Origin of the sequence: Paraburkholderia sp. RL17-347-BIC-D (assembly GCF_046027915.1) — a bacterium.
Taxonomy (GTDB): domain Bacteria; phylum Pseudomonadota; class Gammaproteobacteria; order Burkholderiales; family Burkholderiaceae; genus Paraburkholderia.
Genome location: NZ_JARESS010000044.1, coordinates 59,937 through 72,257 on the forward strand (window position 1 = coordinate 59,937; position 12,321 = coordinate 72,257).

The 12,321-nt window shown below is 62.9% G+C and carries 11 protein-coding genes; 5 read left to right on the top strand and 6 right to left on the bottom strand.

The window, feature by feature from the left end; all coding sequences use genetic code 11:
- Positions 1-99 precede the first annotated feature (99 nt).
- Positions 100-1,629: a glycerol-3-phosphate dehydrogenase gene (glpD, locus tag P0D96_RS37045; RefSeq protein ID WP_408318596.1), complete on the bottom strand. Its 1,530-nt coding sequence runs from the start codon at positions 1,627-1,629 to the stop codon at positions 100-102.
- A 201-nt stretch (positions 1,630-1,830) separates the two neighbouring features.
- Between glpD and P0D96_RS37050 the strand changes: the two genes are divergently transcribed.
- Positions 1,831-2,205 carry a hypothetical protein gene (locus P0D96_RS37050; protein WP_408181104.1) on the top strand — a complete coding sequence of 125 codons (375 nt, stop codon included), beginning with the start codon at positions 1,831-1,833 and terminating at the stop codon, positions 2,203-2,205.
- Positions 2,206-2,281: 76 nt separating this feature from the next.
- Here the strand turns inward: P0D96_RS37050 and P0D96_RS37055 are convergent, their stop codons facing one another.
- The 3 genes from P0D96_RS37055 to P0D96_RS37065 all read right to left on the bottom strand — a co-directional run bounded on the left by P0D96_RS37055 (position 2,282) and on the right by P0D96_RS37065 (position 4,385).
- Positions 2,282-2,911 (bottom strand): TetR/AcrR family transcriptional regulator, encoded by a 630-nt coding sequence (locus P0D96_RS37055; protein ID WP_408287743.1) that lies wholly within the window; start codon positions 2,909-2,911, stop codon positions 2,282-2,284.
- A gap of 188 nt (positions 2,912-3,099) precedes the next feature.
- Positions 3,100-3,297, bottom strand: a complete 198-nt coding sequence (locus P0D96_RS37060) for a hypothetical protein (protein WP_132373180.1) — start codon at positions 3,295-3,297, stop codon at positions 3,100-3,102.
- Positions 3,298-3,605: 308 nt separating this feature from the next.
- Positions 3,606-4,385 (bottom strand): DeoR/GlpR family DNA-binding transcription regulator, encoded by a 780-nt coding sequence (locus P0D96_RS37065; protein ID WP_408181102.1) that lies wholly within the window; start codon positions 4,383-4,385, stop codon positions 3,606-3,608.
- Positions 4,386-4,739: 354 nt separating this feature from the next.
- Here P0D96_RS37065 and ggt point away from each other — a divergent pair, with 354 nt between their 5' ends.
- From ggt to P0D96_RS37085, 4 genes are all read left to right on the top strand, one after another.
- Positions 4,740-6,377: a gamma-glutamyltransferase gene (gene ggt / locus P0D96_RS37070; protein ID WP_408181101.1), complete on the top strand. Its 1,638-nt coding sequence runs from the start codon at positions 4,740-4,742 to the stop codon at positions 6,375-6,377.
- A 202-nt stretch (positions 6,378-6,579) separates the two neighbouring features.
- Positions 6,580-7,944: an MFS transporter gene (locus tag P0D96_RS37075; protein ID WP_408181100.1), complete on the top strand. Its 1,365-nt coding sequence runs from the start codon at positions 6,580-6,582 to the stop codon at positions 7,942-7,944.
- Positions 7,945-8,292: 348 nt separating this feature from the next.
- Entirely contained in the window at positions 8,293-9,120 is an 828-nt protein-coding gene (locus P0D96_RS37080; RefSeq protein ID WP_012434272.1) for a ferritin-like domain-containing protein, read from the top strand.
- A 103-nt stretch (positions 9,121-9,223) separates the two neighbouring features.
- Positions 9,224-9,748 (top strand): hypothetical protein, encoded by a 525-nt coding sequence (locus P0D96_RS37085; RefSeq protein ID WP_408287733.1) that lies wholly within the window; start codon positions 9,224-9,226, stop codon positions 9,746-9,748.
- Between the two features lie 46 nt (positions 9,749-9,794).
- On the opposite strand, the gene P0D96_RS37090 is transcribed toward P0D96_RS37085, so the two are convergent.
- Complete coding sequence (locus P0D96_RS37090) at positions 9,795-11,360, bottom strand: DEAD/DEAH box helicase (protein ID WP_408181098.1); 1,566 nt, start codon at positions 11,358-11,360, stop codon at positions 9,795-9,797.
- 212 nt (positions 11,361-11,572) lie between these two features.
- Positions 11,573-12,193, bottom strand: coding sequence for a PAQR family membrane homeostasis protein TrhA (gene trhA, locus P0D96_RS37095; RefSeq protein WP_093635539.1), 621 nt, complete (start codon positions 12,191-12,193; stop codon positions 11,573-11,575).
- Positions 12,194-12,321: the final 128 nt, after the last annotated feature.

Genomic DNA, 12,321 nt, shown 5'->3' on the forward strand with positions numbered 1-12,321 from the left:
CAACAACACGTGATGGTGAGGCCCCGCCTGGTCCAGCCGAAGGGTGAATCGATCCGGTTTGGTTAGATGCAGCGAGCGCGTCGCGTGGGCGATGTCTGACTATGCGCTCTGTCGCTCGGGTTCGCGAGCGAACCACGCGTCGATATCGCGTGTGATCGAATCGAGCGTGCCGGGTTCGACGTGCAAGCCGAGTTTCGAACGGCGCCACAGCACGTCCTGCGCGCTGCGCGCCCATTCGGTATCGCGCAGGTAAGTCAGTTCCGCTTCATAGAGGCCCGGCGCGAAGGCCCGGCCGAGCTCGGCCACGGAACGCGCAATTCCGACCACATGCTTGACGCGCGTGCCGTAGGCGCGGGCGAGGCGATGCGCCAGATCGGCCGGCAGCCAGGCATGCTGCTGCTTGAATTCGCTGAGAAAGCGCTCGAAGTTGGCGTTCGGAATGTCGCCGCCGGGCAACGGCGCGCCGGCCGTCCACGAAGACGCACCGTGCTGCAGCGCGTCCGCGAGTTTGTCGACGGCTTCTTCCGCCAGTTTGCGGAAGGTGGTGATCTTGCCGCCGAACACCGACAGCAGCGGCGCTTCGCCGGCCGGCGCGTCGAGTTCGAGCGAGTAGTCGCGCGTGACTGCCGACGGGTTGTCCGCGCCTTCTTCCTCGAGCAGCGGACGCACGCCCGAATAGGTCCAGCGCACGTCGGCCGGCGAAATCTTCTGCTTGAAGTAGCGGTTGATCGACTCGCACAGGTACTGCGTTTCTTCAGCGTTGATCGCCACTTGCGACGGGTCGCCACGATATTCGAGATCCGTCGTGCCGATGAGCGTGTAGTCGTGTTCGTACGGAATCGCGAAGATGATGCGCTTGTCCGGATTCTGGAAGATATACGCGTGGTCGTGTTCGAACAGGCGCCGCGTGACGATATGGCTGCCTTTCACGAGCCGCACGCTGTGCGTCGCGGCGCGGCCGAGCGCGCCTTGCAGCAGTTCGCCGACCCACGGTCCCGCGGCGTTCGCAATCGATCCGGCGCGCACGTCCAGAATCGTGCCGTCCGGGCGCTTGAGCTGCGCGCGCCATTCGCCGCCCGCGCGCACGGCGCTCAGCAGTTTCGTGCGCGTGAGAATTTTCGCGCCGTGCTCCTGGGCGTCCAGCGCGTTCAGCACGACGAGGCGCGCGTCGTTGACCCAGCCGTCCGAGTACACGAAACCGCGCTTGATCGAATCGACCAGCGGTGCGCCCGCCGGATGGTTGCGCATCACGATGCCGCGCGAGCCAGGCAGCAGCTCGCGTTTGGCGAGATGGTCGTACAGAAAGAGACCGGCGCGGATCAGCCAGGCCGGGCGCAGATCGGGCATGTGCGGCATCACGAAGCGCAGCGGCCACATGATGTGCGGCGCGGCGCGCAGCAACGTTTCGCGCTCCTGCAGCGCTTTGCGCACCAGCCCGAACTCGCGGTATTCGAGGTAGCGCAGGCCGCCGTGGATCAGCTTTGTACTGGCCGACGACGTATGCGCCGCCAGATCGTCCTGTTCGCAGAGCAGCACGGACAGGCCGCGGCCCGCCGCATCGCGAGCGATGCCTGCGCCGTTGATCCCGCCGCCCACGACGAGCAAATCGTATCTCGAGCCTTGCGTCACCTGCTGTGTCCCCTGCGTCGTATCCAGAAAATCGTTTGGAAAAACTATCGAACTGATCGTGTTCGTTTTCGAACTTTAATGAACATATTCGAAAAAGTAAAGTTCGGTTTGTTTGGACGCTCCTCTAACGGCTGTCCGGGTAGTGGCGCAACGCGCGGCCACGGACGATACTCTTGGGAGCAGCCATTTCGAGGTGAATTCATGCGTGGACTTTTGATGATCGGCGCCGCTACGCTTCTCGCGGGGTGTGTCAGTTCGCCGAGCCTGAGCGGAACGAGGGGCGCGCCGTCGTTCGTGTCGTTGCAGCAGATGTGCAGTGCCCAGCCGGTCGACTACGGCAACGACGCGCAAGGCGTCTACGCGGCGATGTTCGACGCGTACGTGGCGAACCGGGGCGGCAAGCTGTCGAAGGACGATTTCTGCGCGTTCCAGACGTCGATCGCGCAGCGTTACGCGAGCCAGGGCGCGAGCACCGATCCGCAACTGCGTAACCAGTGGGTGACGTTCTTTACCGACCAGCGCGCCAAGGCATTGAGTTGGCGCGCGGCCGTCGATCCGACTTTGCGCAATGGTTGAGGCCTAAGCGCGAGCGCCGTCGTTCAATTCGCTTGTCGCTTTTCGTTGAACCGGTCCGCTTCGCGCGCAGTAAGCGCTAGCCGCGCTGCGGCTGCGCACCGCGCCACAACATGCGGCGAATCTGCGCGAACACGGCTTCGCGCGTCGGCGTATTGTCGGCGCCGGCAGGTTGCTGCGCCTGTGGCAATGGCAACTGATTGGCCAGCGCCAGCATGGTGAAGCCATGAAGACTCGCCCAATACGCGTAGCCGATGAGTTGCGGATCGCCTTCCAGAATGCCCGCTTCGACCAGCCGTTCGAAGTGCGTGCCGAGCATGCGCCACGCGCGCTGCGAGGCGGTGGCGAGTTCCGGGTAGTCGCTTGCCTGTTGAGCCAGATCGAACATCAACCGATAGGCGTGCGGTTCGTCGAGCGCGAACGCTACGTACGCTTCGCTCACCACGGAGTGATCCGTTTCGGTGGCGGTCTTCGCGGCCGCTTCAAGGCGCGCCGCGAAGCGATTGAACGCCGCGGCGCGCACCATCGCGAGAATCTCGTCCTTATCGCGGAAGTAGCGATAGGGCGTCATGGCGCTGCAACCCAGTTCTCTCGCCAGTTCACGCATCGTCACGCCCTCGCCGCCGCGTGTGGCGAACGCGTTCTCGGCCACGCGCCGCATGGCCTCGCGGAATTGCTGGATATCGTCGGGAGAGAGGGTTTTGGGCATGCGCGAGGGCAAAAAGTCCGTCGCGTCAATTTACTGTGTAAATGATTTGGGCACAATAAAGCGGACGCCGGGTGGCGTCCTGCTTTTTTCACGAAGAGAAAGATTTCAAAGCAGCAAGAGCACGCGCCGTCACAGCGCCGGACGCCAACTGCGCCGTCCGGCCGCAAGACGCGATGAAACCAGCACAACTAGGAAAGACGCTTGATGGCCCGCAATGCGTTATCGCCGCTTTCAGTCACGCGCCATTGTTCGTTGCCCGACGCGAGCCGTTCGAGTTGAACCAACTGGCGTTCAAGAAGGGCGTCGAGTTCTTCTCGCTCCATGTCGACTTGATTGGGAGCGTCCTTGACGAGTAATAACGTGGCGAATTCATGCGGACTCAGCATCGTTTCTCTCCATGTCAAGCAAACGCGGACGGCCTTGCCGGCGACTGGCTCATGCCAGTGAGGTCCGCAAAGGATCAGGCGGGAGGTACGGATTCACACGACAGCTTCACGTACCGGCGTTACGCAGAATGCGGAACGTACGCCGGGGAACCTGGAGTGTAGTCAACCGCACGTTAAACACCAAATCCGCCCCAGTAAATTCTCCCTTTGACAATTCGGCGCCTCACCGGCGGTTGGGAGTCGCGGCCAGATCCTTGATTTCACTCGAAGTTTTGCGTGCGCTGCAGCATGGCGGAGAACGCCTGGCGTCAGTCGGCGATATACACCTGGCAGTTGGCGGCTGCGAGCGTCTCGATCATTTCGGCGGGCGGCGCGACGTCGGTGAACAAGGCGTCGATCTGATCGAGATGGCCTTGGCGAACCAGCGCCGGCCGGCCGAATTTCGAGTTGTCGGCGGCGAGAAAAACGGTGCGCGCATGCTGGATGATCGCCTCGGCCACGCGCACTTCGCGCGTGTCGAAATCGCGCAGCGTGCCGTCCGTTTCGATGCTCGACGTGCCGATGATCGCAAAGTCGACCTTGAACTGCCGGATGAAATCGATCGCCAGTTCGCCGACGATCCCTTTGTCCCACGGCCGCACGATGCCGCCCGTCACCAGCACCTCGCAATCCGGATAGCCGCTCATCATGCTCGCGACGTTCAGATTGTTGGTGATCACGCGCAAGCCGCGGTGCCGATTGAGCGCGCGAGCCACTTCTTCGGTGGTGGTGCCGAGGTTGATGAAGAGCGAGGCCTGATCGGGAATGTGAGTGGCCACTAGCGCTGCGATACGCCGCTTCTCGTCATGGAACATGCGCTGACGCGCCGTATAGGAGACGTTTTCGGAGCTGGTCGGCAGACTCGCGCCGCCGTGATAGCGGCGCAGCAGGTTCATGTCGGCGAGCCAGTTGACGTCGCGGCGGATCGTCTGCGGCGTCACGTCGAAGTGGGCCGCGAGGTCGTCCACGGTCACGAAGCCGTCGCGTTGCACCCACTCCAGCAGTTCCTGTTGCCGGGCATTGAGAGTCAGGCGGGGGTCTCGGGTCATGTGTCTCGGTTCGTGGGTTTCTTGTCTGCGTTGCCCGCCGCCGGCCCGCCAAGCTGAGCCGGTAAGCGAGTGAAGCGTGAACGGGGGTGAGCGTATTGTAAGACCATCGCGCGCCTTGTCTGCCAACTCGTGCGACATGCATAGGATACGAGACGACCGCGCGTCGATCTATTCAGGCAGATTACGCATTTATTCATTTGATAAATGAATTTGTTTTTTGAGCCGGATCACGATGCAATCCAAGGTTCCGCGGTTGATTCGCGCTTCACCCCGTCTCATCCCCGCGTTCGATCTGTTTTCCAATGGTTTCCGGCGTTTTCCACAAGCCGGGCCGCGCTTTCGAGAGTGTTCGACATGACTGGCTTCAACTGGCAAAACCCTTACCCGACGCCGCGTCTGCCTGTATTCGCGCGCAACATCGTTTCGACTTCGCATCCGCTCGCCGCGCAAGCTGGACTGCGCATGCTGTGGAAAGGCGGCAATGCCGTCGATGCGGCGATCGCGGCAGCAGCCGCCATCACGGTGGTCGAGCCGGTATCGTGCGGGCTGGGCGGCGACGCGTTCGCGCTGGTGTGGGACGGTAAGAAGCTGCATGGCCTGAACGCCTCTGGCGTGTCGCCGGCGGCGTGGAACGTCGACTACTTCAAGCGCAAATATGGCGAGGAAAACGGACTCGCGAAGCAGCCCAAGCGCGGCTGGGACGCGGTGACGGTGCCCGGCGTGATCGCCGGCTGGGAAGCGCTGCATCAGAAGTTCGGCACGCTGCCGTTCGCCGACCTGATGGAGCCGGCCATCGAAATCGCCGAGCGCGGTCACGCGGTGGCGAGCATCGTCGCCTATAAGTGGGCGGCCGCCGTGCCGGAACTGAAGGACCTGCCGGGCTTCGCGCAAACCTTCATGCCGCGCGGCCGCGCGCCGGAAGTGAGCGAACTGGTGCGCTTCCCCGGCCACGCGAAGACGCTGCGCAAGCTCGCCGAGCAGGGCCCGCGCGCGTATTACGAAGGCGAGATCGCCGAGCAGATCGCCGCGTTCGCCCGCGAAGGTGGCGGCGCGCTGACCGCCGATGATCTGCGCAACTACCGCGCGGATTGGGTCGAGCCGATCGGCAAGGATTATCGCGGCTACACCGTGCACGAGATTCCGCCGAACGGGCAGGGCATCGCGGCGCTGATCGCACTGGGCATCCTCGAAAAATTCGATGTGAAGGAACTGGCGGTCGACAACGTCGAATCGCAGCACTTGCAGATCGAGGCCATGAAGCTGGCCTTCGCCGACGTCTACCGCTACGTCGCCGATCCGCGTTCCATGGAGGTCACGCCCGAGCAGATGCTCGACGACGCGTACCTCACCTCGCGCGCCAAACTGATCGATCACAAGCGCGCCACGCAGTTCGATTTCGGCATGCCGAAGGCCGGCGGCACCATCTACATGTCGGTGGCGGACGAGCGCGGCATGATGGTCAGCTTCATCCAGTCGAACTACATGGGCTTCGGCTCGGGCATCGTGGTGCCGGATAGCGGCATCGCCATGCAGAACCGCGGCTGCGGTTTCTCGATGGACCCGAAATCGCCGAACGTAGTGGAAGGCGGCAAGCGGCCGTTCCACACGATCATCCCGTCGTTCCTCACGCAGCAGGTGAACGGCCAGCAGGAAGCGGTGATGAGCTTCGGCGTGATGGGCGGCGACATGCAGCCACAAGGCCATCTGCAATCCATCGTGCGGATGCTCGACTACGGTCAGCAGCCGCAGGCCGCGTGTGACGCACCGCGCTGGAAGGTCAATCGCGACTTCACGATCGACATCGAATCGACGCTCGATCCGAAGACCGCCGAGGCCTTGCAGAAGCTCGGCCATACGATCAAGTCGGTCGACGATCCGTACATGGACTTCGGCTCCGGCCAGTACATCTGGAAGCTCGATCGCAATGATCCGGAGCGCGGCTATGTGGCGGCCAGCGACAGCCGCCGTGACGGGTTGGCTGCGGGGTTCTAGGAAAGCCATCCACGCGCGACGCGCCGTGCCGCCTGAGGCGGCGCTTCGCCGCGTGCGGAGGCGATACAGCGGCCATCGCACTCGGCGCGCTTTCTCGACTGCCCTCGCAAAGGCATCGCGCGAATCAAATACACCGGTTGCCGGCGGCGCTTCCCGCACGCCAGGCAGCAGGCATCGAGCATCAGACAGAGCAGGAGACATCATGCAGACCCACGCGTCGCCCTCGGCGACAGCTTCCCCTCATTCCGCGTCCGCGCCGCTTTCCAAAGCGATGGTGCGGCGGATCGTGTTTTCGTCGTCGGTCGGCAATGCGCTCGAGTGGTTCGACTTCCTGGTCTACGGCTACTTCGCGACCATCATCGCCAAACAGTTTTTCCCGATGCAGGACGAGTGGCTCTCCACGCTGCTCGCCATCGCCACTTTCGGCATTTCGTTCCTGATGCGGCCGCTGGGTGCGGTTGTGCTGGGCATTTACGGCGACCGCAAGGGCCGCAAGGCGGCGCTGACGTTCGCCATCGCGCTGATGATGGTCGGCACCTTCACGATGGCGGTGATGCCGCCGTATGCGTCGATTGGTATCGCTGCACCGATCCTGATTCTGCTCGCGCGGCTCGTGCAAGGCTTCGCGGTGGGCGGCGAGTTCGGCAGCGCGACCGCCTTCATGGTCGAGCATAGCGCGTCGCGCCGCGGCTACTACGCCAGTTGGCAGTTCGCGAGCCAGGGGCTCGCCGCGATCACCGCAGCCGCGTTTGGCTCGCTGCTGACGGCGTGGCTGCCGCCCGCGCAACTGAATGACTGGGGCTGGCGCATGCCGTTCGTGTTCGGTTTGCTGGTCGGTCCGGTGGGCTATTACATCCGCTCCCATCTCGACGAGACGCCGGAGTTCCTCGCGCTGCGCGAGGCGCGCGAAGCGGCCGGCGCTCGCTCGACGGTGAGCGAAGACAAGGACGCGTCGTTCGCCAGCCAGTGGGTCAATTTGCTGCTCGCGGTGGGCATCGTCGCGCAATCCACGGTGGGCGTGTATGTGCTGCAGCTCTACATGCCGATGTACGCCGTCAAGCAGTTGCACATGCCTGCAGCGGCATCGTTCGGCGTGGTGGTGCTCAACGGCGGCCTGCAATTCCTGCTCTCGCCGGTGATGGGCGCGTTGTCCGATCGCATCGGCCGGATTCGCATCATGCTAACCACGTCGATTCTGATGGGGACGCTGATCTATCCGATGTTCGCGTTGCTGCAGTCTCATCCGACCATCGGGTGGTTGCTGTTGTTGCAGGGCACGGCGGGCATTTTCAAGGCGGCGTATTCCGGCCCGATGCCTGCATTGATGTCCGAGATCTTTCCGACGCAGGTGCGCTCGACGGGCCTTTCAATCGGTTACAGCATCGGCGTGACGATTTTCGGCGGCTTCGCGCCCACGATCGTCGAGACGTTCATTCATTTGACCGGCGACAAACTTGCGCCAAGTTACTACGTGTTAATCGCCGCGGTGCTGTCGGGCCTCTCGCTCGTAGCCGTTGCCTGGCGCATGCGTCGCGTACGACTGATGCAAGGCGTTCAGATCGCCTGATCGCGAGCCTCGCGCCGCTTGATCAAAGCGCCGCCGTGCCCGCCAAACCTGCTTGACGAGGCATCGTCACAGACTCAAGCCAGCTCTTCGAGCTGGCTTTTTTTGTGCCTTGCGCGCCGCGCTTTTGTCCGACCGAATGTTTGGACTATCCCGCAATTGGAACTGCGGCGGCTCGGCATGGTCTGTGCTGGGTTATCTGCAGAGTTGCGAAACACCGACTAAGATGCAAGATACAAGGGGTTAACTCTAATTCAAGGCGCTGTATCAGACACGGCGGACCGGCCCGGCCGAGAGCGGGCGGTTTCGAGCATGCTCCGCGAGTCGATACAGCTTTCGGAGCAAGACACGATGCACACAGAGCTGAACCATGTCATGCCCTGGCGGATCGAGGACATCGACCTCACCCGCATTGATCGGCAAAAGGCCGTCGCCAACGAAGATTTGCTGCTGCTGCTGTGCGCGTCCTCGTTTATCGAAAGCGGCTCCGATCTGTACACCAGCAATCTCAGCACGTTTTTCAACGGCGATCCTGAAGTCTCGGCCTGGCTCAACCAGGAGTGGGAGCCGGAAGAATTGCAGCATGGCCGCGCGCTCAAGACGTATATCGCTTACGTGTGGCCCGAATTCGACTGGGACACGGCCTTTCGTAATTTCATGGAAGAGTATTCGCTGACCTGTTCAGTGGAGGACTTCGAAAAGACCCGCGCGCTCGAGATGGTCGCGCGCTGCGTGGTGGAAACCGGCACGGCGACCTTGTATCGCGCGATCGGCGAATGCTCGGACGAGCCGGTCCTCAAGCAGATCACCGACAACATCCGCACCGACGAAGTGCGTCACTACAAACACTTTTTCAAGTACTTCAAGAAGTACAACAAGATCGAAGGCAACGGCCGGCTTGCGGTGCTGGGTGCGCTGATGCGCCGCGTCATGGAGATCAAGAACGAAGACTCGGAGATTGCCTTGCGCCACGTCTTCGCGACTCGTTATCCGGAGCGTGTGCACGACTCAACTTATAACCGCGAGCGCGCGGCGCGGATCAATGCGCTGGTGCGGCGCAATCTGTCGGCCGACATGTGTGTGAAGATGCTGCTCAAGCCGCTCGATCTGCCCGCGCGGATTCAGCCAGGCGTGCATTACCCGCTCGCCAAGATCACGCAGCATGTGTTCTTTCGCTGATTGCATGGCGTAAATGCCTGGTGTTGCAAATGGCCCGCTCATGCGGGCCATTTGCTTTTCAAGGCATGATGCAGGCTGGCTCACTTCTCACCGGATCGACATCATGAGCGATTCCCCCGCACCCGAACGTCCGCTCGAACAGAACGTGTTCGATGAATGGCCCGATGCCGTGCGCGCGTTGTTCGACGGTTCGTCGCTCGCCAGCAAGACGGGTTTCACCGCGTCGCTGCTGAGCGTCGATTCGAATGGCCATGTGCGCACGTCGCTGCTCGGCGTCGGCGAGTTGTATGCGCCCGATTCGCGCACGCTGTGCATCGCGTTGTGGCCGCAAGCCAGGGCGACGCGCGCCATCGCGCAGAGCGGCCGCGCAGCGCTCACCTTTGTTTGCGACGAGGCGTTCTATCAGGTGCAGTTGCTCATGACGCCGCTAGCGAGTGTCGCTGGCGATGCCAGTGGGCTCGTCTATCTGCATGGTTCGATCGACACGGCGGACGCGCAAAGCGTCCGTTATGCGCGCCTGACGAGCGGCATTACGTTCGAGCTGGAAGAGGAGGGAGAGGCGGTGCTCGACCGATGGGAACAGCAGATCGAGCACCTGAAGCAAGCCGCAGCCGGTGCCGGCCGGTAGTCCTCAAACGCAAGGACTACGGCGAACAAGTGGGCGGTTTCGACGCTTAGCGGCCGCGCTGGCCGCTGCGCGTGGGATGGCCACCGCGCGGCGCGTCGTTGCGCGGCTTGGCGCCGCCCAGCAACGCACCCGGATTGCCGCCTTGCGGCTTCGCGCCCTGCGGCTTGCGCGGCGCGTGCTGCGCGGCGCTGCCTTCATGCGCGACGGCGCGCGGCCGGTCGTCGTGACGCTGACCGTCACGACGCGGCTGGCCGCCGTTGCCGGCCGGCTTCGCGCCCTGCGGCTTCGGCTGCTGTTGACCGTTTGCGGGGCGTTGGCCCGAGCGCTGCGCCGGTTTCGCGGAACCCGCGCCGTCACGCCGACCGTCGTCACGCTTCGGTGCGCCTTGACCCTGACGCGGCGAACGACCACCACCACCGCCGCCGCCACCCAGGCCGCGACGCAGAATCGGTTCCGGCTTTGCGGTCGGGTCCGGTTCGAAACCGGCGATCACTTCCTGCGGCACCGGACGCTTGATCAGCTTCTCGATGTCCTTCAGCAATTGCAGTTCGTCGACGCACACCAGCGAGATCGCTTCGCCCGTCGCGCCCGCGCGGCCCGTGCGGCCGATGCGGTGTACGTAGTCTTCAGGCACGTTCGGCAGATCGTAGTTGACCACGTGCGGCAGTTGATCGATATCGATGCCACGCGCGGCGATGTCGGTCGCGACCAGTACCTGCAGCGTGCCGTCCTTGAATTCGGCGAGCGCGCGCGTACGGGCCGACTGGCTCTTGTTGCCGTGAATCGCCAGGGAGTTGATGCCGTCCTTGGTCAGTTGTTCGGCAAGACGGTTGGCGCCGTGCTTGGTGCGCGTGAACACCAGCACCTGGAACCAGTTGTGTTGCTTGATCAGATGCGTGAGCAGTTCGCGCTTCTTGTCGCGATCCACCGGGTGAATCTTCTGCGCGACCGTTTCCGCTGTCGTATTGCGGCGCGCGACTTCGATCAGCGCCGGCGAGTCGAGCAGATTGTCGGCGAGCGTCTTGATCTCGTCGGAGAAGGTGGCCGAGAACAGCAGGTTCTGGCGCTTCGGCGGCAGCTTCGCCAGCACGCGCTTGATGTCGTGGATGAAGCCCATGTCGAGCATGCGATCGGCTTCGTCGAGCACGAGAATCTCGAGATGCGACAGGTCGATGGTCTTCTGCTGCATGTGATCGAGCAAACGGCCCGGCGTCGCGACGACGATATCCACGCCGCTGCGCAGTGCGCCGATCTGCGGATTGATGCCGACGCCGCCGAACATCACGGTCGACTTCAGCTTCAGATACTTGCCGTAGGCTCGCACGCTTTCTTCGACCTGCGCGGCCAGTTCACGCGTGGGCGTGAGGATCAGCGCGCGCACCGCGCGCTTGCCCGAGCCGGTTGCAACGGCGGGCATGGAGTTCAGACGTTGCAGGATCGGCAACGTGAAGCCGGCGGTCTTGCCGGTGCCGGTTTGCGCGCCGGCCAGCAGGTCGCCGCCGTTGAGCACGGCGGGAATCGCTTGCGTCTGGATCGGAGTCGGAGTGGTGTAGCCGAGTTCGTGTACAGCGCGGACCAACGGTTCGGACAAGCCGAGGGAATCAAAAGACATAAAAGATCTTTGCAATGCAGTTTTGCGAACGGCACACATGGGCCCGGCAGGCATAAATGCCGCATGAACACACCCGCTTGGCGTGTTCGAGGCCGAAGCCCAGTTCCGTTCGCAGAGAAATCGGCGGCACGCGGGAAACGCGTGCCGAATGCTTCAACGCGCTATGCAGACACGTTGACTGGCCTTAAGTTGCATTTCGCCGCCGTGGGGTGTCACGCGACGTAGCGCGCGACACTGACGAATTGACACAGACTGCCCGCCAGTACGAACAGGTGCCAGATACCATGTCCGTGCCGGATGCGCTCGTCGTTGATGAAGAAGTAGATGCCGGCGCTGTAGATGACTCCGCCGGCCACGAGCCAGGCGGTACCCGCTGCCGGTAAGGCTTGTACCAGCGGGCGGACGGCAACGAGCGCGAGCCATCCCATCAAGACATACAGCACCATCGAAACGCTGCGGGTGCGTCGCCCCAGCGTCAATTCCTGCACGATGCCGAGAGCGGCAAGCCCCCAGCTTACGCCGAATAGCGACCAGCCCCACGGTCCGCGCAATGTGACGAGCGTGAACGGGGTGTAGCTGCCGGCGATCAGCAGGTAAATCGCCGAATGGTCGCATTTCTGCAGAACCGCTTTCACGCGCGGATTGCGCACGCTGTGGTAAAGCGTCGAGATAGCATACAGCACGAACAGCATCGCACCGTACACGCTGAAGCTGACCACCTTGTACGCGTCACCGTCGAGCGCGCCCATCGTCACGAGCGTTGCAAGACCCGCCACCGACAGCACGGCGCCGACGAGGTGGGTAATGCTGTTGAAACGCTCCCCGACATGCACGATTCTTCTCTCCTGCGCGATTTCATAAGGCTTAATCATGCCCCATGATACCGGTCCTGAAAAAGCGAAGGGGGGCGGCCCCCAAAATTAACGCCCCCCCCCCCCGGGGTAAAGACCACCCTTTATTA